Here is a 23847-nt window from a genome sequence, read left to right as displayed (position 1 = left end):
ATTTATGTAGAACTGCAATCCGCCGGGTTCGCTCCGGCTGCGCTACGCCGACCCGTCGCTGACCGTCACCTGCGCCTCCTGGATGACCGATCCCGCCATCTCGTAGCCCGGACGGAACACCTCTGCGATGGTTCCCTCGGGGTGGTCGCTCTCGACTTTCATCATCACCTCGTGGCGGACTGGGTCGACCTCGTCGCCGGCCGACGGCTCGATGGCCGTCACGTTCTCGGACTCGAGGACGCGGTCGAGCGACGCCAGCGTCGACTCCACGCCGTCGCGGATGTCGACGTCGTCGTCCTGTTCGAGCGCCCTGACCAGGTCGTCCCGCACCGGCACCAGCCGGGCCACGAAGTCCTCCGTCGCCCGTTCTTTGAGCTCCTCCTTTTGTTCCTCGGTGCGCTTCTTGTAGTTCTGGAAGTCGGCCTGCTTGCGTTTCAGTCGCGACTCCAAGTCGTCGGCACGGTCCCGTTCCGCTTCGAGGTCCGCTTCGAGAGCCTCGATCCGTGCTTCGAGGTCCTCGACGGCCGCACCGAGGTCGGCGTCGTACTCGGCGACGCGTTCGGCGAGGTCGGCCTCGGCCGACTCGCCGTCGTCCACTTCGGGAGCGTCGCCGTCAGTCGTCGTTCCGTCGGCCGCATCCTCTTGCATGGTCGAACGAAACGCCTCGGGTCGCTTAAGACTTGCAGAACGCGCTCACTGATACATCCCGAGCGGCCGCGCCTGCGAACTCGTCTCGTCCGCCTCCTGCATCTGCCGGGCTAGCCGCCGCTTGGCCTTTCTGATCTCCGCCGCGCGGTCGATCAACTCGTCGACCGGCACCTCCGTCCCGAGCAGCGGCCCGATTCCCTCCTGGAGGAGGTGCGCGGCCGCCTGCGGGTCCGGGAAGTTCGGCGTCGACCCCACGATCAGTCCCACGGCTCGCCGACCGGTCCGCACCGCGTGGTTCAGGAGTGCGCCCGTCGGGCCGGAGACGAGTCCCGACTCCGCGGGGGATTCGATCCCCACGGCCGCGAGACTCTCGCTCCCGCCGGCCGTGCCGACGCCGTACAGCGCCGGCGCTGTCCCCTCATCGCGCTCCCGACCGATCCCGCTCAGGTAGACGTGTGTCCCGCCGTCGTCGTCCCACGCCGACAGACACTCGGCGAACTCCAGGGCGGCCGGCGGCGTGACCGGCACGTCGCTTCGGAGGGCGAGCAGGTCGCGCTCCGCGTCGGCGTACAGCCGAACCGGCGTCACCAGCTCGCGGTCGTCGTCCTCGTAGGTCGCCACCGGCGGCAGTCCATCGCAGTGGACGTTCGCGTAGTGCACCATGTCGAACGTCTCCGCGAGGTGGTCGGTGGCGAGTTTGCCCACGAGGCCGACCCCCGGCAACCCCTCGACCAGCGTCGGATCGTCGAGCGATACGTCGTCGCGGAGTACCTCGATGTCGCTCATGCGTGACCCTTCGACCGGCGGTTCCGTAAGCGTGGCGCGTGACCGACCGGGGGGTCCGACCCGACCCCAAAGGCACAAATCCACCCGTCCGCTACGGCGCGCATGGTCACGTTTCTCGCCGGCGGGACGGGTACGCCCAAACTCCTCGACGGCGTGGACGCCGCCTTCGACCCCGAGGCGGTCACCGTCGTCGCCAACACCGGCGACGACGTGGAACTCGGCGGTCTGCTGGTCTGTCCCGACCTCGATACCGTCCTCTTCCAGGGCGGCGGTGTCCTCGATCGCGGCCACTGGTGGGGGATCGAGGGCGACACGACCGCGACACACGACGAACTCGTCCGGCTGGCCGACGCCGCCGACCTCCCCCGGGGGCCGCGGTATCTGCCCCCCGACCGACAGACCGCCGGCCGCCGACTCGCCCGCTGGCGGCGCTTCTCCGCCGTCGCCGAGTTCATGGAGATCGGCGACCGCGACCGGGCGGTCCACCTCACCCGCACCGGCCTGCTGGACGAGGGTCGCAGCCTGACCGAGGTGACGCGTCGCCTCGCGGACGCCTTCGACCTCACGGTCGACCTCCTGCCGATGAGCGACGACCCCGTGGCGACGATGGTTCACACCGAGGCGGGCACGATGCATTTCCAGGAGTACTGGGTGGCACGCCGGGCCGCCCCCGCCGTCGAGGACGTCGAGTTCCGCGGCGCCGCCGACGCGACCCCAACCCCCGCGGTCCGTGCTGCCCTCGACGAGCCGGTCGTGATCGGCCCGTCGAACCCGGTCACCAGCGTCGGCCCCATCCGCGCGCTCCCGGGCGTCGAGGACGCCCTCGCGGACACACCGGTCGTCGCCGTCTCGCCCTTTATCGAGGACCGCGTGTTCTCCGGGCCGGCCGACGACCTCATGCGCGGCGTCGGGCGCGATCCCTCGACCGCCGGGGTCGCCGACGCCTACCCCTTCGTCGACGCGTTCGTCCTCGACACCGACGACGGCACGACCCTCGACCGCCCGGTCGTCCGCACCGACACCCGAATCGACGGCCCGGCGGACGCCGAACGCGTCGTCCGCGCCGCCGCGGCGGCGCTCGCGGAGGTGGCCTGATGCTCGCCCTCGCGAGCCTCAGCGGCGCCGCCGACGCCGCGTGGGCGCGGGACGGCGCCCCCTTCGCCGACCTCGCCCTCCTCGGCGGCCTCGCCCTCGACTCCGAGGCCCGCGAGGCCGCCCGCGGCCTGATCGCCCGCGGCCGCGAGGAGTTCCTCCCCGACGACCCGCTCTCCTTCGCCGACGACGAACTCGCCGCCCTCGCCGACGCGCCGATCCGCCCCGGGCTGAACGTCCGGAGTACGGCCGCCGGACCGATCCGGGAGGCCGCCGCGACGTGTGCCCGCCACGACGCGGTTCTGGAGATCAACGCCCACTGCCGGCAGTCGGAGCTGTGTGCCGTCGGCTGTGGCGAGGCGTTGCTCCGCGATACCGACCGCCTCGCCCGCTACGTCGCCGCCGCGGCCGAGACGGGCGCAACCGTGAGCGTGAAGGTCCGCACCGAGGTCGACGGCGTCGACCTGCCGGCGACGGCCCGCCGGGTCGCCGACGCGGGCGCCGATATCGTCCACGTCGACGCGATGGACAGCGAACCGGTCGTCGCCGACGTCGCGGCCGCGGCCCCCGAGGCCTTCGTCCTCGCGAACAACGGCGTCCGCGACCGGACGACGGCGTGGGAGTACCTCGCCTACGGCGCCGACGGCGTCAGCGTCGGCCGACCGAGCGACGATCCGGCGATCCTCCGACGGGTCGCCCGCGCCGTCGACGACTGGGACCGCCGGGCCGAGGGACCGTCGGCCCCGGCCCGCAACGACGGAGGGGTGCGGGAATGACCGACGACCGCCCATCCCACCCTCGACCCGGGATGTCGCCGGTCGATCACGCGGAACTCGCCTTGCTGCTGGAGGTGGCGAGCACGCCCAAGCCGGGCAACGTCGACCGCCGCCGCGACCACGACGACCTCCGGTTCGAACACTTCCTCGCGGGCGCCGTGGGAGCCAGACCCGGACTCCGCGAGGCGGCCGATCCGGACCGCCCGCTCGGCGACGCCTTCGAACGGGCGGTCCGGGGCATGAGCCAGCAGGACGGCGACAACACGCAGTTCGGCTGTCTCCTCCTGCTCGTCCCGCTGGTCCGTGCCGCCGCGACGGACCGCCTCTCGCCGGCCGGCGTTGCGGGTGTCGTCGACGCCACGACCGTCGACGACGCCGTCTCCTTCTACCGCGCGTTCGAACACGTCGAAGTGGCGGTCGACGACCCGCCGCCGGACGCGGCGGCCCTCGACGTGCGCCGCGGCGCCGACGCGGCGCCCGCGATCAGGGAGCGGGGACTGACGCTCGCGGACGTGATGGACCTGAGTGCGGACCGCGACGGCAACGCTGCGGAGTGGACGGGCGGCTTCGAGCGGACGTTCGCGGCCGCCGAAACCGTCCTCGACGACGAGGGGCCGGTCACCGACCGACTGGCCCGCGCGTTCCTCGACCTGCTGGCCGAGCGCCCCGACTCGCTCGTGGCGACCGAACACGGTCGGGACGTCGCCGAGGCGGCGAGCCGGCGGGCTGCGGCCGTCCGCGACGATCTCGACGCCGCCGAGGAGCTGGCCGAGCGGTTCCGTGCCGAGGGGATCAACCCCGGGACGACCGCCGATCACACCGCTGCGGCGGCCTTCGTCGCGCTCGAACGGGGGGTGCCGGTGTGACGACCCCCGACGGCTGGCCGGTCGACCTCGCCGGCGTCACCGAGTCGGTCGCGGCGACCCTGGGCCCGAACGACCGCTGGAACCAGGCGGCGCTCGGCCTCCACGCGCCCGAGGGTCCGGACGACCCCGTGACCGCGACCACGTGGGGGCACACCCGGACCCGCGGCAACTTCGAGCGACGGGGCGGCGGCGTCGTCCAGTTCACGACCGATCCCCGGGAGTTCGTCGACGCCGCCCTCGACGTGACCGAGACGGACGAGCCGGTTCGGGCTGGCGCGGCCGCGTGGGTGGAGGTGACCGTCGAACGGCTCGACGAGGGGGAGGAAGGGGGCACCGAGTGGGTCCGCTGGGCGCTCGACCCCGGCGAGGCGACGGTGCGCGAGCGGCGGGTACCGACGATAAACCGCGGGTTCTACGCCGTCATCGACGCGACGGTGGCGGCCTCGCGGCTCGACGTGCCGGCCTACGACACCGACGCCCTGCTCGACCGCCTCGCGTACTTCGCCGAGACGGTCGAGCGCTGCGGCGGGCCGGCGGAGCGTGCGGCCTTCGACCGGGTCGACGAACTGACCGGCTGGCGGGCGCGGCGGAACGAATCGCTTTAGTGGCCCAGCGGCACAACTGTCGGTATGGCCATCAAACCCAAATACGTCAAACAGCTCGGCGGGCTCCTGCTGGAGCGATATCCGGAAGCGTTCAACACCGACTTCGAGACGAACAAGGAGAGTGTCACCAAACTGACTAACGTCGAATCCAAGGGCGTTCGCAACCGGATCGCGGGCTACATCACGCGCAAGAAAGCGGGCGCGGCCGCCCAGGCCTGATACTGTCGGCTGTACGTCGAGCGACTCCTCCTCCTCCCCGCGAGCCGCGGCGCCGGCCGGATCAGTCGGCGGCCCGCGGGAGTTCCACGTGGAAGACGACGCCGTGGGGTTCGTTTTCGGTCGTCCGCACGCGGCCGCCGTACCTGTCGACGAGCACGTCGACGATGGAGAGGCCGAACCCGCCCCAGTCGCGGCCGTGCGAGAAGCCGCCGCCGTCGAACAGTTGCTCGCGCCGTTCGGCCGGGATGCCGACGCCGTCGTCGGCGAAACGCACCGTGACCGTCTCCGCGTCCGCCTCGACGTCGACGGTCACGTGGACCGACTCGGTGTCGTTGTGTTCGACCGCGTTCGTCAGGAGGTGATCGAACACGGTCTCGAGCATGTCGTCGGCACGGACCCGGAGGGGCCGGTCGGGCGGCGACCACTCGACGGTCGCCCGCGGGTACGTCTCTCTGACCGTCCCGATGGCCGCCGAGAGCGGGTCGCCCACCGGGATCGCGCGTTCCGCGGATGCCTCGGTCACGTCGCTCGCCAGCCGTCGGGCGGTCTGGACGAGGTCGACGATCTCCTCGCTCCGGTGGCGGGCCATGTCGACGTCCTCGCGTCGGCCGTCCGGGACGTCCTCGGCCAGTACGTCGAGTTTCGCCAGCACGAGGTTCATGCCGTTGAGGATGTTGTGCCTGAGCAGTCGGTTAAGGAACTCGACGCGGGCGCGCTCCTCGCCCAGTTCCTGCTCGCGACGGGTGCGCTCGGTCACGTCCCGCAGCGCCGAGAGGTGACGCCCGGGCAGGACGTTCGCGGTGGCGGCGAAGGCGACGGTTCTGATCTCGCCGTCCGGGCGGCGGAGTTCGATCTCGCCGCGTTGGCTCCCCTCGTCGAGGAACGCCGACCACTGTTCGTCGACGTCGACGTCTTCGGGCGTGAAATCGACGACCCGCTTGCCGATCAGTTCCGAGCGTTCGAGGCCGAACAGGTCGGCGGCCGCGGGGTTGGCGGCCACGTATCGGCCCCGGTCGTCGGTGACGACGAGGGCGTCGAGCGTCCCCTCGAACACCGCCCGGAACTGGCGTTCCCGCTCGCTCAGCCGGCGGTGGCGGGTCCGGGCTCGCAGGTCGTACCGGCTGATTAGGAGTCCGGCCACGGCGCCCGTGGCGGCGATGTCGTAGGCGAGGAACCACGGCGACTGGACGACGTGGCCGTGGCCGACGTGCATGATGAGGACGTACAGCGCCACGAGTCCGGCGCCGACGAGGCCGACGAGGACCCAGAACGCCGTCACCATCGGGGCCGTGTCGTCGTCGTTCCACCACCGGAGCCAGGCACCCGTCATCATCAGCGTGGCGCCGAAGGAGAGCGGCAGCAGATCACCCAGTAGGCTCTCGATGGCGGCCCCGTGACTGAACAGGTGATAGACGGGGATACCGACCAGCAGCAGGCCGACGCCGGCGACGACGCCGCTCCCGAGACGCCGACGCCACGCGACGGACAGTCCGCCGAGAGGGACTTCGAGCCCCCCGGTCAACCACCCTCTCCGGGATCGCTTGGCGAGGAGCCCGGCGAAGTCGCCGCCGACGGGGTCTCCGACCGCCCTCTCGTCGGCGCTCCCCTGTTCGTCGCTCACGGCCCCAGCTTTCGAACGGGGTCCGTATATGCGTATTGAAACGTGTATCCTCCGAAACGTGTCAACGGATGTCGGACGATCGGCTCAGAGTCGGTCGGTGCGACCCGCGGCCGTCCAGCCGTCCGTCGGCGCCCCGTCGGGGACGCGAACCGACCGGCTCTGGAGGCCGTCGATCCGCCCGGCGAAGGTCCAGCGGCGCCCGTCCCAGCCCTCGTCGGACGGGGTCGTGGCGGCCGCCGCCGCGGCACGCTCGCCGTCACGGACGTGGGCTCCGACGGCGGCCGCGATGGCCGCGGCCTCCTCCGCGTCGGCGTCGGCGGGGACGTCGAGTTCGTACATCTCAGATCGGGATGTTGCCGTGTTTCTTCTCGGGGTTCGAGACGCGCTTGGTCGCCAGCATCTCCAGGTCGTCGATCAGGCGCGTCCGGGTGTCCTGGGGTTCGATCACGTCGTCGATGAACCCGCGGTCGGCGGCGGTGTAGGGGTTGGCGAACTCCTCGCGGTACTCCTCGACGAGGTCCTGGCGGCGGGCCTCCGGATCGTCGGCCGCGTCGAGTTCGTCGCTGTAGAGGATGTTCACGGCCCCCTCCGGTCCCATGACCGCGAGTTCGGAGCTCGGCCACGCGTAGTTGACGTCCGCGCCCAAGTGTTTCGACGCCATGACGCAGTAGGCGCCGCCGTAGGCCTTCCGCGTGATGACCGTCAGTAGCGGCACGGTCGCCTCGGAGTAGGCATAGAGCAGTTTCGCGCCGTGGCGGATGATCCCGCGGTGTTCCTGGTCGGTGCCCGGCATGTACCCCGGGACGTCGACGAGCGTGAGGATGGGCACGTTGAACGCGTCACAGAAGCGGACGAACCGCGAAGCTTTCATGCTGGCGTCGACGGTGAGGGTGCCGGCGTTCGACCGGGGCTGGTTGGCGACGACACCCACCGAGCGGCCGTCGAGGCGGCCGAAGCCGACGACGACGTTGCGCGCCCAGTCGCCGTGGATCTCGAAGAAGGAGCCCTCGTCGACGACGGCGTCGATCACGTCGGTCATGTCGTAGGGCTTCTGTGGTTCGTCGGGCACCACGTCGACGAGTTCGTCCGCCGGGCGATCCGGGTCGTCCCAGGGGTCGAGCCGCGGCGGATCCTCGACGTTGTTCTGGGGGAGATAGGAGAGCAGGCGACGGATGTTGTCGAGGGCCGTCTCCTCGTCCTCGAAGGCGCGGTGTGCGACGCCCGTCTCCGAGGCGTGGGTGGCCGCCCCGCCGAGTTCCTCGAAGGTGACCTCCTCGCCGGTGACGGTCTTGATCACGTCCGGTCCGGTGATGAACATGTGGCTCGTGTCCTTCACCATGAAGACGAAGTCGGTGATGGCGGGGGAGTACACCGCGCCGCCGGCACAGGGACCCATGATGCTCGAAATCTGGGGAATGACGCCGCTGGCCTGCTGGTTACGGTGGAAGATGTCGGTGAAGCCGGCGAGGCTGCGGACCCCCTCCTGGATGCGGGCGCCCGCGGAGTCGTTGAGGCCGACGATGGGCGCGCCGACGTCCATCGCCTTGTCCATCACCTTACAGATCTTCTCGGCCATCACCTCGCCGAGCGAGCCGCCGAAGACGGTGAAGTCGTGGGCGAAGACGAAGGTCTTGCGCCCGTTCACCTCGCCGTAGCCGGTGACGACCCCGTCGCCCGGCAACTGCTTTTCCTCCATGCCGAACTTGTGAGTTCGGTGGGTCCGGAACTGGTCGAACTCCCGGAAGGTGCCGTCGTCGAGGAAGTAGTCGATCCGCTCGCGGGCGGTCATCTTCCCCTTCGAGTGTTGGGAGTCGATCCGGTCCTGACCGCCGCCGAGGAGCGCCCGCTCCCGCTTCTCGCGGAGTTCCTCGATCCGCTCGTCCATGGTCATGGCCCACCACCTGTCATGATACGTTAAAGGTTCGACCGGCGGCAAAAGGATTCCGCCGTCCTCACACCGCCACGCGGCCGCGTCGGAGGCCGATTAACGCGATCCCGGCGCCGACGACGGCGACGGCGGCGCCCACGGTCGGCCAGAACCCGATCCGGGCGTCGAGGCCGAGGGTCGTCATGAGCGTGAAGACCAGAAAGAGGGGGATAGCCACCCCGACGGCGAGCAACCAGGGGGTGCCAAAGCGGGTCGCGATCGGCCCCGCGCCGGTCGCGTACTCCGCGACCGCGTCGCGGCCGAGGACCCACCCCGCGAACAGGAGGAAGGCGATCAGACCGCCGGTGAGCAGGAGGTCGACCAGCGTCCCGGCGACGAAGTCGAAGAGCGCGGGCCGGAGGGCGGTGATCGTCCCCGTCGTCGCGATCAGGGCCAGCAACGCCCCGACGGCCCGCCGCCGCGACCACCCCGCCTCGTCGACGAGGACGGCGACCGGAATCTCCAGCATGCTGATCGAACTCGACAGCGCGGCGAAGGCGACGACGCCGAAAAACAGGATCGCGAGGAGTTCGCCGCCGGGCAGGGCCGCGAACGCGCCTGCGATGCCGACGAAAAGCGCCCCTGGACCGCCACTCCCCGGATCGATCCCCTGGGAGAAGAGTAGCGGAAAGACCACGAGGCCCGCGAGGACGCCGACGCCCGTGTTGAGGAGGGCGATGACCGACCCGTCGAAGGGGAGCGACCGGTCCTCGTCGAGGTAGGAGGCGTAGGTGATCATGGTGCCCGCGCCGACCGAGAGGGTAAAGAGCGCCTGCCCGGCGGCGGGCCCGAGGATCGAGAAGAAATCGCCCCGGATCGTCCCGAGGTCGAAGGCGAGAAAGAAGTCGTAGCCGGCGCCGGCGCCCTGGCGTGTCGACACCCAGACGGCCATGCCGACCAGGAGCGCGAGCACCGCGGGCATCATCACCTTCGTCCCGAGTTCGATGCCGCGGCGGACGCCCCCGAGGACGATCAGGCCGGTGAGGGAGAGAAAGAGCAGGTGGAAGGCGGCGGCCTCGACGCCGAAGGAGACGGCCTCGAAGTACGCGCCCGGATCGGCGAGGTAGGCTGCGCCGCCCGTGACGGGGCCGGTCAGCGAGACCAGCAGGTAACGGAGGATCCAGCCGCCGACGACGCCGTAAAAGGAGAGGAGCGCGACGCCGGTTATCGCGGAGACGCCGCCGACGGCGGCCCAGCGGCGCGACCCGGAGAGGTCGCCCAGCGCGCCCATGGGATTGCGGCGGGCCCGGCGGCCGATGACGAACTCCCCGAGCAGTCCCGGGACGCCGACCCCGAGGACGACGACCAGGTAGACGAGCAGGAAGGCACTCCCACCGTTCTCGGCGGTCATCCAGGGGAACCGCCAGATGTTCCCCAGTCCGACCGCGCTCCCCGCGGCGGCCAGGATGAAGCCCGTGCGCGTACCCCACGTCTCTCGTGCCATTAGCACACCGTCGGTGAACCCCGGTAAAGTGGGTTTCGTGTCGTGAGTCGTCAACGGAGCGAGGCTTAGACGACGGCCTCGGCGAGCAGTCCCGCCCGGACCGCGAGCGACTGTAGGCCGAGCAGGAGCGTCACCAGGACGCCGAGGGGGACGACCGTGCGGACGAACCAGAGCCACGCGACGGCGCCGCCCTCGCCCAGCCCGGTGCCTCGACGGAGTTCGGCGACGGCGTCGTCGGTGTCGACCCAGCCGACGAAGAGGAGCAGACAGAGCACCGACAGGGGGAGCAGGAGGTTGTAGGCGATGGCGTTGTACCACGAGAGGATCGGCAGGCCGAAGGCGCTCGGCACGCCGAGCGCGAAGATGGCGGCGCCGAGGGCCACCGCTAGCGTCGAGCGCGAGCGGTCGGTGTTGTCGACGAGGTAGGCAGTGACGACTTCGAGCAGGCTGATCGCCGAGGAGAGCGCCGCTAGCAGGAGGACGACGAAGAAGACGACCCCGAGGAGGCGTCCGGCGGGCAACTGCGCGAACGCGCCCGCGAGAGTGATGAACGCGGCGCCGAGGCCGCCGCTCCCGGGTTCGATCCCCAGCGAGAAGAGGATGGGGAAGACGACCAGGCCCGCCAGCAGGCCGACGAACGTATTGAGGACGACGATGGTCGCGCCGTCGGCCGGCAGCGAGTCGTCGCGGCCGAGATAGGAGGCGTAGGTGAGCATCGCCCCCATCCCGAGCGAGAGGGTGAAGAAGGCCTGCCCGACCGCGGCCGGGAGGATGCTTCCGATGTTCGCGACCAGGGTGTCGATGTCGGGCGAGAGGTAGTAGGCGTAGCCGGCGCCGCCGCCGTCGAGGGTCACGGCCCAGACGGCGAGGCCGCCGAGCAGGAGGACGATGCTCGGCACCATCAGTTTCGTCGACCGCTCGATGCCGTCGGTCACCCCGAGGGCGACGACGCCGACGGTCAGCGCCATGAAGACGGCGTGCAGGCCGACCGCGTCGGGGCCGGCGGCGATGGCGCCGAAGTACGCCTCGGAGCCCGAGAAGTACGCACCCGTGGCGCTCCCGACGATGTACCGGATCACCCAGCCGCCGACGACGCTGTAGAAGGCGAGGATCCAGAACGCCGAGAGGGTGCCGAGGACGCCGACGACGCGCCAGTCTCGATGGCCGAGGCGGGCGAAGGCGTCGATGGGGTTTCGCTCCGCGCGGCGACCGATCACGAACTCCGCGAGCATGGCGGGAAAGCCGATCAGGAAGACGGCGGCGAGGTAGACGACGATGAAGGCGGCGCCCCCGTTCGCGCCCGTCTGGAACGGGAACTGCCAGACGTTGCCTAGGCCGACGGCGCTTCCGACGGCCGCGAGGATGAAGCCGACCCGCGTCGCCCACGTCTCTCTCTGTGACATGGTCCGGCTTCCGCCACCACCGAAAAAAGGATCACGATCCGCCGTGACGACCGCCACCGGCCGACGGGCGTCAGGCCTCGCCGTAGACCGGGACCGCCGCGCCGCTGGTGGCCGCCGTGGCGTCCGCGGAGAGTGCCAGCACCGTCCGCGCGATGGTCGCGGGGTCGACCCACGTGTCGTGGTCGGCGTCGGGCATCATCTCGCGGTTCATCGGCGTGTCGATGACGCTCGGCATGACCGCGTTCGCCCGCACGACCCCCGCGTTCTCCTCGGCGATCGTCTCCGTCAGGAGGCGCACCCCCGCCTTCGAGGCGCGGTAGGGGCCGTCGCCCTCGCCGCCCGAGAGCGACGACCGCGACGAGACGCTCACGACCGTCCCTCCGCGCTCTCGCAGGTGCGGGAGCGCGTGTTTCGACGCCAGGAACATCGTCTTCAGGTTCACGTCGAGGAGGAAGTCGAACGTCTCGGCGTCCGTCTCGTGGATCGGGTCGCCCCCGCGCCACGTCCCCGCGACGTTACAGAGGTGATCCAGGCGACCGTGCTCCTCGATCACCGCGTCGACGACGCCCCTGACGTCGTCCTCGTCGGTGAAGTCGCCCCGATAGTAGTCCACCACGTCCGGATCGACGAGCGAGTCCTCGTCGTCCGGCGCGACGATGTCCGCCCCACAGACGGTCGCCCCGGCGTCGTCGAACGCCGTCGCGATCGCGCTCCCGAGCGCACCGCTCACGCCCGTGACCAGTACCACCCGATCCCCGAAGTCGAAGGATGCCGACATGGGGAACTGTTCGGCGTGGCGACACAAAAGCCCGCGGGGGCTCGTCCGCCGAGGCCGCCCGCCCGGGACCCGGCGACCGACGATCAGGGCGTGACCACGAGCTTGCCGAGGAAGCTCTCCGACATCACGTCCCGCTGGGCCTGGGCCACGTCGTCCAGGTCGTAGGTGCGTGCCACCTGGATGTCGAGTTCGCCCTCGCCGAGCAGGGTCGCGACCCGTTCCAGCGGCCGACTCAGATCCGGCGTGTTGTACATGCTCATGAACTGGAAGGTGAGGTCCTTCCCGCGGGCGGCGCCGTCGTTCGTGAAGCCGACGGCGGGGTCGTTCTCGCCGATGCCGACGATCCGGGCGTCGTGGGCGGCCACGTCCGCGTCGAACTGCAGGTAGTCGTCGAGGCGGTGATCGAGGATGACGTCCGGGCCGCCCGCGCTCGCCTCCTCGACGGCCTCCCGCAGGTCGTCGCGGGCGTAATCGAGGACGGCGTCGGCCCCGAGGGCTTCGAGGCGGTCGTGGTACTCCGGCGCGGCGGTGGTGACGACCCGCGCGCCGGTCGTGGCGGCGAGTTGGACGGCCGCGTGGCCCACGCCGCCGCTCCCACCGTGGATCAGCGCCGTCTCGGCGGGTTCGAGGCCGGCGTGGTCGATCAGCGCCCGCCAGGCGGTCACGGCCGCGACCCCCGCCCCGCCGGCGGCGACGGGGTCGGCGCCGGCGGGGAGTTCGACGACCCGGTCGCTCGGCACCGCGACGTACTCCGCGCAGGTGCCGTAGTGGTCCTTGTTCAGGCCGGTGGCGACGACGGCGTCGCCGGCTTCCAGCCGGCTTCCCGAGGAGCGTGGCTCCTCGCTGTCGCCGGCGTCGATCCCCACGACGTCCGGACCGACCGATACGGCCTCGCCCGCGGCGTCGACGCCGGTGACCATCGGCAGGGTGAACGGCTCGTAGCCCCCTTCGCGGAAGTACGTGTCCACGGGGTTGACCCCCGCCGCCGCCACCTCGATCAGGACCTCGTCCGCGGCCGGCTCGGGCCGGTCGACCTCGTCGACTCGCAGTACCTCGGGACCGCCGTACTCGTGGTATCGGACTGCGCGCATGTGTCCGTCGCTACGGAGAGGGACCGAATAAATGGCGGGTAGTCGCCGTCGGCACTCACCGTTCCGCTTCCAGCACCCAGGCCGTCGGCGTCGCGCGCCGCACGTCGACGTCGAGTGCGTCCCGTGGCGTTTCGGCGAGACGGCTCAGGAACCCCGCCACTGGCGTCGGATCGCGGTCGCTGACGAGGACGAACCGCTCGCCCGGCGCCAGCGACTCGAACCGTTCGCGCACCCGCTCCTTTCGCTCCTGGGGAGCCACCCCGCGGATGTCGACGGCGTCCGCGGGCACGTCGACCTCGCCCGCGTGCTCGACGGCGTCGGCGACGCGGTCGCCGAGGCGCTCGATCACCGCGGGCACCGACCCCGGTTCGGGGCGCCCCTGCAGGTCGTGGGTGAAAGGGAGTTCCGCGAGGACCGGCGCGTCCAGGTCCCCGAGGCCGTCGGCGGCGAACAGGTCGTTGGCCTCGCCACAGCAGTCACAGACGTACTCGGCCATGTTGATCACGGCGCCCAGGACGGGCACCTCGTTGTCGCGGAACAGTTCGACGGTGCGTGCGGTGTCGGCGACGGCGGCGTGGAAGGGCGTGGTGACGACGACCACGCCGTCGACGGGGGTCTCCTGGAGCGTCGTGAGCACGACGTCGCCCGTCCCCGGCGGCAGGTCGATCACGAGGACGTCCTCGTTTCGCCACGCCGTGTTGGTGAAGAGATCCGAGAGCGCGTCGTGGGCCATCGCGCCGCGCCAGGCCAGCGGCGTCCCCGACTCCATCAGACCGACGCTCATCACGTCCATCCCGCCGCGGCGGACCGGCAGGGGGTCGCCCTCCTCGCTGGAGTGGACGGGGCCGCTCAGATCGAGCAGGGTCGGCACGTTCGGCCCGTGGATGTCGGCGTCGAAGAGCGCGACGTCGTGGTCGGCCGCGAGCGCACAGGCCAGGTGGGTCGCCACCGTCGACTTGCCGACGCCGCCTTTCGCGCTCGCGACGGCGATCACCCGGTCGAAGGCCTCGACGCCGGCACGTCCCTCGCTCGACGGCGCCGCCTGCTCGACGTGGACGCTCTCGACGCCGTCGACGTCGTCCACGGCGCGGAGGATCGCCTCGATCACCCCCTGACTCGTCTCGCCGTCGAGGGCGGTCAGGTCGGTCTCGACCGTCACCTCGCCGTCCGCGACGGCGACGTTCTCGACGAACCCCGCCTCGAAGACGGAGAGGTCCGCCGCGGGGTCGCGTACCGTTCGGAGCGCCGCTTCGACTCGGTCCGTGAGTGTCGTCCCGTCGGTCATCGGTCTGGCATGCGGTTGAGTCGGTCTTCGCCGGGCAGGAGGCGGCCGTCGTTCTCCAGCGCGCCGAAGTTGCGCCGGAACCGCGCGGGGTCGGCCTCCAGAGCGCGCTCTGCCGTCTGGGCCACGACCGTCGCCGGATCGTCGGTCATCTCGCACTGACGTCTCGCGTCCGATCGATCGGATCGGCCGCCGGTCCGGCGGCGTGGACGCCGCGACGGCCCCGTTCGACCGGTACTACTAACTCCCGGTCGCCGGTACCCCTGGACGATTCGACATGAGACTCCACGAGTATCAGGCGAAGGGTATCTTCGCCGACGCCGGGATCCCGACGCCCGACTCCCGGCTGGCGACGAGCGTCGACGAGGCCGTCGACGCCGGGGCCGAACTCGGCTACCCGGTGGCGGTCAAAGCACAGGTCCACGTCGGCGGCCGCGGCAAGGCCGGCGGTATCGAGATCGCGACCGACGACGACGAACTCCGGGAGGCCGCCGACGCCATCCTCGGGATGGACCTCAAGGGCTACCACGTCGACCGCGTCCTCGTCGAGTCGGCCGTCGACTTCACGAACGAACTCTACCTCGGCGTGACGATGGACCGCGGCGAGGGCGAACCCGTCGCGATGGTCTCCTCCGAGGGCGGCGTCGACATCGAGTCGGTCGCCGAGGAGACGCCCGAGGCCATCGCCCGCGAGGCGGTCGATCCCGCGTTCGGTCTCCATCCCTACCAGGCCCGGAAGGCCGTCTACGAGTCGGGGATCCCCCGTGACGTCTCCCGTGCGGTCGCGAGCGTCCTCGAGACGCTGTACGACCTCTGGGAGAGTAAGGACGCGAGCGAGGCCGAGATCAACCCGCTGATGGTGACCGACGGCGGCGACGTCGTCGCCGCGGACGCCGTGTTGAACGTCGACGACGACGCGCTCTTTCGCCACCCCGACCTCGCGGACATGGAGGAGGAGTCCTACACCGACGACCTCGAACGCAAGGCCGGCGAGTACGGGTTCGACTACGTCCGCCTGTCGGGCAACGTCGGCATCATCGGCAACGGTGCCGGCCTCGTGATGGCGACGCTGGATCTCGTGGACCACTACGGCGGCGACCCCGCGAACTTCCTCGACATCGGTGGCGGCGCCAAGGCCGAACGCGTCGCCAACGCCCTCGATATGGTCTTCTCAGACCCCAACGTCGACTCGGTCGTGTTCAACATCTTCGGCGGCATCACCCGCGGCGACGAGGTGGCCCGCGGCATCAACGACGCGCTCTCGCAGTTCGACGAGATCCCCAAACCCGTCGTGGTCCGCCTCGCCGGCACCAACGCCAGCGAGGGGATGGAGATCCTCGACACCAGCCTCGTCCAGGTCGAGGGGACCCTAGAGGACGCGGTGCAACGTGCCGTCGCCAACGCCGAGGAGGTCGATTCATGAGTTCCGTCGATCGCTTCCTCGCTCGCGGTGCTCGCGAGACTGTGCTCGACGACCTCACGCTCACCACCGGGGGGTGGTTCGCGTGAGCGTCCTGGTCGACGAGGACACCCGCGTCGTCGTGCAGGGCATCACCGGTGGGGAGGGGAAGTTCCACGCCGAGCAGATGATCGAGTACGGCACGAACGTCGTCGCCGGCGCGGTCCCCGGCAAGGGCGGCCAGGAGGTCGCCGGCGTCCCCGTCTACGATACGGTCCACGAGGCCGTCCGCCGGGAGGACGCCGACGCCTCCGTGGTCTTCGTCCCGCCCGCGTTCGCCGCCGACGCGCTGTTCGAGGCGCTCGACACCTCGCTCGACTTGGTCGTCGCCATCACGGAGGGCATCCCGACCCAGGACATGGCGAGGGTGAACCGCCGGCTCTCGGAGACGGACACCTACCTCGTCGGCCCGAACTGTCCCGGCGTCATCACGCCCGGCGAGGCGAAACTCGGCATCCTGCCCGGCAACATCTTCTCGTCGGGGAACGTCGGCCTCGTCTCCCGGTCGGGGACGCTCACCTACCAGGTGGTCGACAACCTGACGAACCGCGGCATCGGCCAGACGACCGCCATCGGCATCGGCGGCGACCCGATCATCGGCACCTCGTTCATCGACGCCCTCGAACTCTTCGAGGCCGATCCGGAGACCGAGGCCATCGCCATGTGCGGCGAGATCGGTGGCGAGGACGAGGAGGCGGCCGCGAAGTACATCGCGACCGAGATGGACACGCCCGTGGCGGCCTTCATCGCCGGCCGGACGGCCCCGCCGGGCAAGCGCATGGGTCACGCCGGCGCCATCGTCTCCGGGAGCGGCACCGGGACCGCCGAGAGCAAGATCCGGGCGCTCAACGACGCCGGCGTCCCCGTCGGCGACACCCCCGACGAGGTAGCGGACCACATCGAGGGCTACCTCTGACGTCCTCCCACGGCTAAAGCCTCGGGCTGTCGCCTCGCCACCGCTGTAACTCCTTCGGGCTCGGTCGCCAGTCCGCGACCGTGACCGGGCCGTCGACCGTCGGGGACTAGTCGGTCGCCTCGTCGGCTGGCGGATCCGCGGTCGCGTCCCCGTGCTCCGGTTCGGGGAGGGTCGACAGCGGTCCCCGGTGGGTCGACCGGTAGCCGAGGAGGACGTCGTGGCCGTCGCCGGACATGAGGACGGGCCAGAACTCCTCGTCGGCGACCAGGTCCTCGCCGTCGACCGTCGCGAACCGCTCGCCGGCGGGCACGCGCTCGAAGTTCTCACCGCGGAACCGGTAGGTCCGTCCCGGTTCCTTGTAGATGGGTTCGGTCACCTCGTAGACGTCCGGATCGGGCGCGGGGGGGTCGCCCGGGAGGACGTCCGCGGTTTGGAGGAAGGCGACCAGACAGTCGTAGGCGTTGTCGACGGCGGCAGCCGAGCCCTGGTGGCCCGCCTCGATGTCGACGAACCCGGGCAGTTCGACCGAGCGGCCGTCGGCGACGACGGTGAAGTCGACGACGGACTCGACGGGCAGGTGGGCGACGGCCTCGCGTTTCCGCTCGTTCAGATATGCCACGTTGGCGAAGGGGCGGTCGTAGGAGACGGTCGAGTGGATGCCGAGTGTGACACAGCCCCGCACCTCGTCCATGAGTTCGGCGGCCAGTCGCTCCTCGTACTGGTCGCTCTCGGGGTCGCCGGGCAGACACCGGTTGAGGTCCGTATCGACGTACCGGACCCCCCGCTCCAGGGCGTGCTCGTTGGCGACGATCAACTTCGCCGGGCGGTCGACGTCGGGCTCGGATTCGAGGAAGCGCTCGATCGCACGGGCGCCACAGGGCTCGTCCCCGTGGACCGCGCCGACGACCGCGACCTCGGGGGCCCCGTCACCGACCGTGTGGACCTGCATGGCCGCTAGTGGGATATCCGGCCCCGAAAAGCTGTCCCATCGCTCCCGACGATAACAAGGTTGATACCCGTCGCCGGGGACCCTTCGCCCCATGAGGCTCCGAGTCAACCGTCGGGAGGTGGAGGGGGTGGCCGGGACGCCGACCGGGCGCCCGCAGCGGTGATCCGGTCGCCGCCGCGGGCCGTCGCCCGCCGTCTCGCCGCGACCGACCGCCTGTCGACCGCCCAGCGGGCGATCCTGGGCTACTACGCCGAGAGCGGTCGCTTCGACTACCGCGCGCTCCGGATCAAGTCGGCCGTCGACGACACGCTCGAGGCAATCCTCGACGACGTGTACGCCGACATCGAGGACGCCGTCGCCGCGGAACTGGGCGTCGAGACGGTCGACTTCGAGTACGAGACGAAACTCACGCTCCCGGCGGAGCTAACGCTCGGCTACCTGTACCGGCGGGCCATCGCACGCTCGACGGCCGGGTACGACCCCGTCGCCGACGGGGCAACCGGCCTGCGCGGCCGACTGGGCCGTGTCGACCCCTCTGCGGCCGCCAACCGCGAGGCCAGGGAGTACGTCGAACGCGCCGAGGAGGCAACCGCGCTCATCGTCCAGGCGCTGCTCGACGGCGACATGCGCGATGCCATCAACGACGACGAGTTCGAGGACTTCGAGGTCCGCGTCGACGGCGGGACGGAGGTCGACCGGGAGCGCGTCGCGGTGGCCGCCCAGGCACACCTCCAGTCCGTCGTCGAGGCGGCGTTCGACCGGGCCCCCGACGCGGTGCGGGTCGCCTACGACGACGCCGTCGAGCGATCCGAGGCCCACCAGGAGCAGGACGACCGGTTCCGCGAACTGCTCGCCGACGCCCTCGACGGCGACGCCGACGCCGTCGAGCGTATCGAGTCCGAGTACAAGTTCGCGTCCGTCCCCGAGGACGCCCCCTTCGAGGGCGACGAGCGGGACCTCCCGTACCTCCGGACCCAGTACGACCGCGTGGGCGTCATCTACCGCGGGATGTTGGACGCCTACCGCGGCATCGGCTTCGAGATTCCCGCCGCGTTCGGGACGTCCATCGTCCTCGCGATCATCGGCGCACAGATCTGGCTCGACGACGTCGACGACTACCGCGACGACGTGGCCGAGGGACAGCTCACGCCCGTCACCGCCGAGTACGCCCTCACGGACGACGACGCGACGGCCTACGAGAACGTCGTCGGCATCACGGAGCGGTACTTCCACCTGGCGCGGAACCACGCCGCCGAGGCGGGGTCGCCGCTCAACGGAATCGCCATCGAGTACATCCTCCGCTCGGGCGATCCGGGGCGGCTCCCGGGAAGCGACGCCGACGCGTAGCCTCACCCGGGCGCGCCGCCGCCGCCGCCCGCGTACATCCGGCCGACCTCCTCCAGGTCGGACGAGCCACACTCCTCACACGTCGCTTCGTCAGCCTCCGCGTTGGTCGTGAATGTCGTACCGCAATCCTGACACTCGTAGTCGTAGAGAACTGTCTCCTCGTCGTCGGGTACCAACAGTTCTTTCACCTTGTCCATGAGGCTCATGCGTCACCACCACCCCCACGTTATCGATTATCATGCATAATTGTTCGTGTTCTCCGTCAGCTTCGCCCGAGGTCGAGAGTCGACCCGTCCGTGACCAGGACGCCACGTTCGACTGCCGTCTCGAGGATGCGCTCGCACTGGGGTTCCGACACGTCGTACGCACCCGTCACGATGTCGACCAATGTGGCCCGTTCCATCGGGAACTCGCGGTTCTGGAGGAGGCGAAGCACCGTGTAATACTCCTCGGGGACGTCGCCGTCGGGGTCCGACTCGCTCGTCGTCGTGGATCGCTCCCGTTCGTCGTCTTCCCGATCCGCCGACTCCGATGCCGTCTCGCTCGTCGACTCCGATGCCGTCTCGCTCGTCGACTCCGATGCCGTCTCGCCGGCGTCACTCGCCGCTTCGGACGGCCCGCCGGCCCGGTCCCCGAGGCCTGCATCCGTCGTATCCGCCGACGCGTCGTCCCCGGCGTCGGACGCGAAAGTGACCTCCTGGAGCGACGCGGGCTCGGGATCGGCCGTCCCCGCCGTCGACGCGGATTCCCCGGCCAGCGGTTCGAGCATCCGGCGGAGTTTCTCGTGACAGGTCGAACACAGGACCGCCGACCGGCCGTCGCCGCCGGTGTCGAGGCGCTCCGGCACCACCTCGTACTCGCGAAGCGAGTCGCCGACGCCGCCACAGAAGTAACAGGACCGCAACTGAACCATACGATTATCTCCGCGGGCGCGTGCTAAGTGTTTCCGGTCCCTCGGCGGCGACGAACCTGACCGATCGTCCGTCTATATTGCGAGAATCAGTATGTGTGTGATCGAACACGACGAAAACGTTAATTATCGTGGACGTATAGGCCGTGACGATGGCACGCTACGTCTGTCCGGGGTGCGACCGGGAGATCGAGGCGGGGCCGTTTCGGGTGACCTGTCCGACCTGCGGGGGACGGCTGGTCAACTATCGACGCTCCCGGTCCTGACCGGCGGCGTCGCGTGTTCGGGTGGACGGGAACCGCTGCCCCACCGACCGGTGCTCGACTCAGTGGGTGAGTTCGTCCGGATCGACCCGCTCGGCGGTCTCCCAGTACGCTTCGAAGGTCTCGCGTGCCCAGTCGCGAACCGCCGGGTCGTCGGTGTCGACCGACGCCTGCAGGATGCCGTTCTCGTCCCGCAGAAGCATGTGGACCGCGCCGTCCGCGACGGTCACCGCCAGCGGAATCTCGCCGTCGCGGACCCGCACCGTCGCCGACGAGGTATCGATCAGCGAGCCGAGACGGCGACGGAGGCCGGCGTCGTCGGCGACGGCGTCCAAAGCGCTCCGCGAGAAGACGCCCTCGAAGGTCGTCTCGCCGGCGCTCACCCGCTCCTCGATCACCCGGAGGCTCCCCTCGTTGAACGCGTGGGAGAACACCCGCACGTCCGCGGCGGTCCGGAGGAAATCGAGCACCCGCTTGACCGGCGCGTTCGGCTTCGTGCCGCTCGGGACGGTGATCGTCGCGTCCTCGAACCGCCGCAGGTCGAAGCCGAGTTCGTCGGTCGGAAGATAGCGGACGATCGGCCGGAGTTCGCCCTCGATCTCCAGGATCGCCAGCAGATCGAGGAAGCCGTCCGCGATCAGTTCGCCCGTCGCGGTGGCGGCGTACCCACCCTCGACCCGCCGGATCCACGACCGCTCCTCGAAGTCCCGTAGGATCCGCCCGAGCGTCGCCTGGGAGGCGCCCGTCGCCACCGCGAGGTCCGTGCGCGTGTGGGACTCCTCCGCGAGCCGTCGGAGGACAGCCACCCGGTTCGGCGAGAGCGCCAGGAACTCGATCTCCGACAGTGCGGACTCCATGATCGCAGTCGTCCCCGTGACGACAAACCACTTTCGCCCCCTGAAATCGTTGCACCTCACGAACGGATCGGACGGACTGCGCTCCTTTCTTATCGTGAAAATTTTTACGAATTAAACTATAGGGCTCCGTCGCGTACGGTGAGCTATGAACCGACGACGGCGGATCTCGATCTGCGGAACGGGCGGCGAACGGACCTTCGCTGGGGGCGGAGAGTGAGCGCGGCGGATCGCCGCTCGCTTCTGGCCTTCGCGGTCACGGGCGTCCTCTTCGGAGGGACCTTCGTGGCGGCCAAGGCCGGACTCGCGTACTTCCCGCCCCTGCTTTTCGTCGCGCTCCGGTTCGACGTCGCGGCGGTGGCCCTCCTCGGCTACGCGGCGCTGACGACGGAGCGGGCGAACCTCGTCCCTCGGACGTGGCGGGACGCGGCCGGTATCCTCGCGACCGGCGTGTTCGCCATCGGGATCACGAACGCCTTGCTGTTCGTGGGCCAGGAGTACACCACGAGCGCCGTCGCCGCCATCGTGTTCAGCCTCAACCCCATCCTGACGCCCGTCTTCGCGTCGCTCTTGCTGGCCGACGAACGGCTCTCGCTCCGCGGCGTCGGCGGCATGGCGCTGGGGTTCGTCGGCGTCGCGCTAGTCGTCAACCCCGATCCGGCGACGCTGATGGCCGGCAGCCTGGGCAAGGCCATCCTCTTTGCGGGTGCGGTGAGCGGCGCCCTGGGCAGCGTCCTGATCCGGTGGTCGGGCGGCGGCCTGTCCAGTACGGTACGGACCGCCTGGGGGCTCCCCATCGCGGCGCTCTGCTGTCACCTGTTCAGCCTGGGTGCCGGCGAGTCACCCGCCGCCATCGCGTGGACGCCCGAGGCCGTCGCAGCCCTCGCCTACGTCGGCCTCCTCGCCGGTGGGGTGGCCTACATCGCCTACTTCGGTCTCCTGGACGCCGCGGGGGCCATCCGGTCGAACCTGGTCTTCTACCTGGTTCCCGTAATCGCCGCCATCGGCGGGTGGGCGTTCCTCGGGGAGACCATCTCGACGGCCGCGGTCGTCGGGTTCCTGACGGTCTTCGCCGGCTTCGCGGTGATCGGCAGCGAGTCGGTCGACCTCCCGACCCTGCGGCGCCGGGCGAGCGAACGGTCGCCCGACATCGTCGACGCGCCGGCGGCGGACGAAACCCGCGGCATCGAGGCCGACTGACGCCATATCACGCGGCCCTGCTCGGCCGACGACCTCCTCGCCCCGAAATATAAGTCAGTTGAACTGAACGATTGATGGGGGAGACGGTCGGTGCCGGCAGGCCCTGGGGCGGATGGCACCCGCCGATGCGACATGCCCGCATCGTGATCCGGAACGTCCACCCTGCTCACGAAAGCCGTGTTACCGTCTCCCCGTGCCGACACCGGCCCCGCCGACACCGTCGCTCGCTCGGACTCCGTGGCCGGGGGACTACTGTCGGCCGGCACCGGTCCACGAACGCGGCCCGCCCAGATCCGACGGGTCGGTGCAGTCCGCCGTTCGGTCGGTTCGTTGTGAGTATCTTCGAAACTATCGGGGTATTAGTGTCGTCGAGTCAACTTGTTTGACGGGGCCAGTCCCGTCACATCGTTCGGACGTCACGTCGGCCTCCAGTCATCGCATCCGCCTCTCGGCGGCACGTCAGGGCCTCGCCACCCCCTCCGCGTGCCGCCGATCCCGTCACTGCGCCGTCCCGCTCCCGACGGCATCGGTGCCGTCATTTTTCGGCCCACGTCGTGCCCGGTATTCCGTATGCCGGCGAACGTGATCCGTGCCGTCTCTCCGGTCGAGCCCTCACCCGACGCTCGCCGTGACTCGTGGCATCGCTCGGAATCGACGACGGGGCGGCCCGCCGTTCGCCGCGTCGCCTCGGAGAAGGTGTCAGGAGCCAGGGGTGGGATTTGAACCCACGAAATCTCGATTACAAGTCGAGTGCATGAACCGCCCATGCTCCCCTGGCGCGCCGACGGGTTATCGGTCCCCGCGGGAGCGTTTATCGTTTTCGACCTCACGCTCGAACTCGACGCGGTGTGGACGGTAGCCCCGCCGTTCGTACAGTCGGATCGCCCGCTCGTTGTCCGCCAGTGCCTCCACGCTGACGGTGTCGGCCCCCCGATCACGGAGCGTCGCCTCCGCGGCGTCGAGCAGGGAGGTCCCGATGCCCTCGCTCCGCCGCTCCGGAACGACGTAGAGGTCGTTGACGACGCCGCGGGTCAGGTCCTGGACGAGCGAGCCCCGTTCGACGGCGTAGTGAACGAAGCCGACGATATCGCCGCCGTCGCGGGCCACGTCGAGTCGGTCGTCGGCCGCGGCCCGCGCCATCGCCGCCCTGATCGGCTCCCGGTTCGCCGCGGCGCGGAGATGCGACCCGTGCCGTCGCTGGTCGCTCGCCAGCGCCACCCAGAGGTCCGCCACCGCCGCCGCGTCGCCCGGCTCCGCCGGTTCGACCGTCCACATATCCCCCCTTCGCCGCCGCCGCCGAAGTCAGTTCCGTCCCGGCGGCCTGCGACCGCCTATCACTCACCTGAAAGAAAGGTTTATGTCCATGTCACGTTCCCACACAGGACGAATGGGACTCACGGAATCGCTCACG

General features: G+C 70.3%; 24 protein-coding genes, 1 tRNA gene and 1 pseudogene. 9 read left to right on the top strand and 17 right to left on the bottom strand.

All coding sequences use genetic code 11. From position 1 onward, the window contains the following. Window positions 1-42: 42 nt before the first annotated feature. Both NO364_RS08910 and NO364_RS08905 read right to left on the bottom strand, forming a co-directional pair. Window positions 43-648 (bottom strand): nucleotide exchange factor GrpE, encoded by a 606-nt coding sequence (locus NO364_RS08910; RefSeq protein WP_157687831.1) that lies wholly within the window; start codon window positions 646-648, stop codon window positions 43-45. A gap of 45 nt (window positions 649-693) precedes the next feature. Next, a complete protein-coding gene (locus NO364_RS08905; RefSeq protein ID WP_157687832.1) occupies window positions 694-1434 on the bottom strand; it encodes a proteasome assembly chaperone family protein in 741 nt (246 codons plus the stop codon). A 102-nt stretch (window positions 1435-1536) separates the two neighbouring features. Here NO364_RS08905 and cofD point away from each other — a divergent pair, with 102 nt between their 5' ends. Genes cofD through NO364_RS08880 form a run of 5 tightly spaced genes read left to right on the top strand, consistent with a single transcriptional unit; the run spans window position 1537 to window position 4992 of the window. Further along, a complete protein-coding gene (gene cofD, locus NO364_RS08900) occupies window positions 1537-2529 on the top strand; it encodes a 2-phospho-L-lactate transferase (protein WP_257629111.1) in 993 nt (330 codons plus the stop codon). Further along, on the top strand, window positions 2529-3302 hold the full coding sequence (locus NO364_RS08895; protein WP_257629110.1) for a tRNA-dihydrouridine synthase: 774 nt from the start codon (window positions 2529-2531) through the stop codon (window positions 3300-3302). Before cofD ends, NO364_RS08895 begins: the two co-directional genes overlap by 1 nt. Beyond that, window positions 3299-4168 carry a triphosphoribosyl-dephospho-CoA synthase gene (locus tag NO364_RS08890; protein ID WP_157687835.1) on the top strand — a complete coding sequence of 290 codons (870 nt, stop codon included), beginning with the start codon at window positions 3299-3301 and terminating at the stop codon, window positions 4166-4168. Before NO364_RS08895 ends, NO364_RS08890 begins: the two co-directional genes overlap by 4 nt. Next, entirely contained in the window at window positions 4165-4773 is a 609-nt protein-coding gene (locus NO364_RS08885; RefSeq protein ID WP_157687836.1) for a DUF447 domain-containing protein, read from the top strand. The genes NO364_RS08890 and NO364_RS08885 overlap by 4 nt, the downstream gene beginning before the upstream one ends. 24 nt (window positions 4774-4797) lie before the next feature. Further along, the gene (locus NO364_RS08880; RefSeq protein ID WP_157687837.1) at window positions 4798-4992 is read left to right on the top strand and encodes a 30S ribosomal protein S17e; all 195 of its coding nucleotides are present in this window, start codon (window positions 4798-4800) and stop codon (window positions 4990-4992) included. Window positions 4993-5053: 61 nt separating this feature from the next. On the opposite strand, the gene NO364_RS08875 is transcribed toward NO364_RS08880, so the two are convergent. From NO364_RS08875 to NO364_RS08835, 9 genes and pseudogenes are all read right to left on the bottom strand, one after another. Beyond that, window positions 5054-6613 (bottom strand): ATP-binding protein, encoded by a 1560-nt coding sequence (locus tag NO364_RS08875; protein WP_257629109.1) that lies wholly within the window; start codon window positions 6611-6613, stop codon window positions 5054-5056. Window positions 6614-6697: 84 nt separating this feature from the next. Next, window positions 6698-6952 (bottom strand): DUF8022 family protein, encoded by a 255-nt coding sequence (locus tag NO364_RS08870; RefSeq protein WP_157687839.1) that lies wholly within the window; start codon window positions 6950-6952, stop codon window positions 6698-6700. Window position 6953: 1 nt separating this feature from the next. Further along, complete coding sequence (locus NO364_RS08865) at window positions 6954-8498, bottom strand: acyl-CoA carboxylase subunit beta (RefSeq protein WP_157691036.1); 1545 nt, start codon at window positions 8496-8498, stop codon at window positions 6954-6956. Window positions 8499-8565: 67 nt separating this feature from the next. Then, on the bottom strand, window positions 8566-9984 hold the full coding sequence (locus NO364_RS08860) for a sodium-dependent transporter (RefSeq protein WP_257629108.1): 1419 nt from the start codon (window positions 9982-9984) through the stop codon (window positions 8566-8568). Window positions 9985-10049: 65 nt separating this feature from the next. Beyond that, window positions 10050-11387: a sodium-dependent transporter gene (locus tag NO364_RS08855; protein WP_157687841.1), complete on the bottom strand. Its 1338-nt coding sequence runs from the start codon at window positions 11385-11387 to the stop codon at window positions 10050-10052. Between the two features lie 70 nt (window positions 11388-11457). Further along, on the bottom strand, window positions 11458-12165 hold the full coding sequence (locus tag NO364_RS08850) for an SDR family NAD(P)-dependent oxidoreductase (RefSeq protein ID WP_157687842.1): 708 nt from the start codon (window positions 12163-12165) through the stop codon (window positions 11458-11460). Window positions 12166-12248: 83 nt separating this feature from the next. Then, window positions 12249-13256 (bottom strand): NADPH:quinone reductase, encoded by a 1008-nt coding sequence (locus NO364_RS08845; protein WP_157687843.1) that lies wholly within the window; start codon window positions 13254-13256, stop codon window positions 12249-12251. A 55-nt stretch (window positions 13257-13311) separates the two neighbouring features. Next, a complete protein-coding gene (locus tag NO364_RS08840) occupies window positions 13312-14541 on the bottom strand; it encodes a P-loop NTPase (protein WP_257629107.1) in 1230 nt (409 codons plus the stop codon). Next, a pseudogene (locus tag NO364_RS08835) lies at window positions 14538-14705 on the bottom strand (HEAT repeat domain-containing protein); the annotation flags it as partial. The pseudogene NO364_RS08835 and the gene NO364_RS08840, both read right to left, overlap by 4 nt. Before the next feature lie 110 nt (window positions 14706-14815). Between NO364_RS08835 and sucC the strand changes: the two are divergent. Together sucC and sucD are read left to right on the top strand one after the other, a co-directional pair. Beyond that, entirely contained in the window at window positions 14816-15961 is a 1146-nt protein-coding gene (gene sucC, locus NO364_RS08830) for an ADP-forming succinate--CoA ligase subunit beta (protein WP_157687845.1), read from the top strand. A gap of 82 nt (window positions 15962-16043) precedes the next feature. Next, window positions 16044-16913, top strand: a complete 870-nt coding sequence (gene sucD, locus NO364_RS08825) for a succinate--CoA ligase subunit alpha (RefSeq protein WP_257629105.1) — start codon at window positions 16044-16046, stop codon at window positions 16911-16913. A 106-nt stretch (window positions 16914-17019) separates the two neighbouring features. On the opposite strand, the gene NO364_RS08820 is transcribed toward sucD, so the two are convergent. After that, window positions 17020-17862, bottom strand: a complete 843-nt coding sequence (locus NO364_RS08820) for a M14 family metallopeptidase (RefSeq protein WP_257629104.1) — start codon at window positions 17860-17862, stop codon at window positions 17020-17022. 159 nt (window positions 17863-18021) lie between these two features. Here NO364_RS08820 and NO364_RS08815 point away from each other — a divergent pair, with 159 nt between their 5' ends. Next, complete coding sequence (locus tag NO364_RS08815; RefSeq protein WP_257629103.1) at window positions 18022-19209, top strand: hypothetical protein; 1188 nt, start codon at window positions 18022-18024, stop codon at window positions 19207-19209. Between the two features lie 2 nt (window positions 19210-19211). Here the strand turns inward: NO364_RS08815 and NO364_RS08810 are convergent, their stop codons facing one another. The 3 genes from NO364_RS08810 to NO364_RS08800 form a co-directional block, all read right to left on the bottom strand. Then, window positions 19212-19415, bottom strand: a complete 204-nt coding sequence (locus tag NO364_RS08810) for an FmdB family zinc ribbon protein (RefSeq protein WP_157687848.1) — start codon at window positions 19413-19415, stop codon at window positions 19212-19214. A gap of 56 nt (window positions 19416-19471) precedes the next feature. Then, window positions 19472-20122, bottom strand: coding sequence for a prolipoprotein diacylglyceryl transferase (locus tag NO364_RS08805; RefSeq protein ID WP_257629102.1), 651 nt, complete (start codon window positions 20120-20122; stop codon window positions 19472-19474). A gap of 322 nt (window positions 20123-20444) precedes the next feature. After that, a complete protein-coding gene (locus NO364_RS08800; RefSeq protein WP_257629101.1) occupies window positions 20445-21239 on the bottom strand; it encodes a helix-turn-helix transcriptional regulator in 795 nt (264 codons plus the stop codon). A 213-nt stretch (window positions 21240-21452) separates the two neighbouring features. Here NO364_RS08800 and NO364_RS08795 point away from each other — a divergent pair, with 213 nt between their 5' ends. Further along, on the top strand, window positions 21453-22436 hold the full coding sequence (locus tag NO364_RS08795; RefSeq protein ID WP_199243789.1) for a DMT family transporter: 984 nt from the start codon (window positions 21453-21455) through the stop codon (window positions 22434-22436). A 704-nt stretch (window positions 22437-23140) separates the two neighbouring features. Here the strand turns inward: NO364_RS08795 and NO364_RS08790 are convergent. Further along, window positions 23141-23214 (bottom strand) — tRNA-Thr (locus NO364_RS08790). Between the two features lie 11 nt (window positions 23215-23225). Beyond that, the gene (locus NO364_RS08785; RefSeq protein ID WP_157687851.1) at window positions 23226-23711 is read right to left on the bottom strand and encodes a GNAT family N-acetyltransferase; all 486 of its coding nucleotides are present in this window, start codon (window positions 23709-23711) and stop codon (window positions 23226-23228) included. Between the last annotated feature and the right edge of the window lie 136 nt (window positions 23712-23847).

The sequence above is a fragment of the Haloplanus salinarum genome (assembly GCF_024498175.1).
Taxonomy (GTDB): Archaea; Halobacteriota; Halobacteria; order Halobacteriales; family Haloferacaceae; genus Haloplanus; species Haloplanus salinarum.
Note: the sequence above shows the minus strand (reverse complement) of the source record. Positions and strands in the feature narration are given on the sequence as shown.

Excerpts from the sequence above, each read along its gene's own strand:
- NO364_RS08910 (WP_157687831.1), bottom strand. The coding sequence starts at position 648 with ATGCAAGAGGATGCGGCCGACGGAACGACGACTGACGGCGACGCTCCC.
- NO364_RS08905 (WP_157687832.1), bottom strand. The coding sequence starts at position 1,434 with ATGAGCGACATCGAGGTACTCCGCGACGACGTATCGCTCGACGATCCG.
- cofD (WP_257629111.1), top strand. The coding sequence starts at position 1,537 with ATGGTCACGTTTCTCGCCGGCGGGACGGGTACGCCCAAACTCCTCGAC.
- NO364_RS08895 (WP_257629110.1), top strand. The coding sequence starts at position 2,529 with ATGCTCGCCCTCGCGAGCCTCAGCGGCGCCGCCGACGCCGCGTGGGCG.
- NO364_RS08890 (WP_157687835.1), top strand. The coding sequence starts at position 3,299 with ATGACCGACGACCGCCCATCCCACCCTCGACCCGGGATGTCGCCGGTC.
- NO364_RS08880 (WP_157687837.1), top strand. The coding sequence starts at position 4,798 with ATGGCCATCAAACCCAAATACGTCAAACAGCTCGGCGGGCTCCTGCTG.
- NO364_RS08870 (WP_157687839.1), bottom strand. The coding sequence starts at position 6,952 with ATGTACGAACTCGACGTCCCCGCCGACGCCGACGCGGAGGAGGCCGCG.
- NO364_RS08865 (WP_157691036.1), bottom strand. The coding sequence starts at position 8,498 with ATGGACGAGCGGATCGAGGAACTCCGCGAGAAGCGGGAGCGGGCGCTC.
- NO364_RS08860 (WP_257629108.1), bottom strand. The coding sequence starts at position 9,984 with ATGGCACGAGAGACGTGGGGTACGCGCACGGGCTTCATCCTGGCCGCC.
- NO364_RS08855 (WP_157687841.1), bottom strand. The coding sequence starts at position 11,387 with ATGTCACAGAGAGAGACGTGGGCGACGCGGGTCGGCTTCATCCTCGCG.
- NO364_RS08850 (WP_157687842.1), bottom strand. The coding sequence starts at position 12,165 with ATGTCGGCATCCTTCGACTTCGGGGATCGGGTGGTACTGGTCACGGGC.
- NO364_RS08845 (WP_157687843.1), bottom strand. The coding sequence starts at position 13,256 with ATGCGCGCAGTCCGATACCACGAGTACGGCGGTCCCGAGGTACTGCGA.
- NO364_RS08840 (WP_257629107.1), bottom strand. The coding sequence starts at position 14,541 with ATGACCGACGGGACGACACTCACGGACCGAGTCGAAGCGGCGCTCCGA.
- sucC (WP_157687845.1), top strand. The coding sequence starts at position 14,816 with ATGAGACTCCACGAGTATCAGGCGAAGGGTATCTTCGCCGACGCCGGG.
- NO364_RS08820 (WP_257629104.1), bottom strand. The coding sequence starts at position 17,862 with ATGCAGGTCCACACGGTCGGTGACGGGGCCCCCGAGGTCGCGGTCGTC.
- NO364_RS08810 (WP_157687848.1), bottom strand. The coding sequence starts at position 19,415 with ATGAGCCTCATGGACAAGGTGAAAGAACTGTTGGTACCCGACGACGAG.
- NO364_RS08805 (WP_257629102.1), bottom strand. The coding sequence starts at position 20,122 with ATGGTTCAGTTGCGGTCCTGTTACTTCTGTGGCGGCGTCGGCGACTCG.
- NO364_RS08800 (WP_257629101.1), bottom strand. The coding sequence starts at position 21,239 with ATGGAGTCCGCACTGTCGGAGATCGAGTTCCTGGCGCTCTCGCCGAAC.
- NO364_RS08785 (WP_157687851.1), bottom strand. The coding sequence starts at position 23,711 with ATGTGGACGGTCGAACCGGCGGAGCCGGGCGACGCGGCGGCGGTGGCG.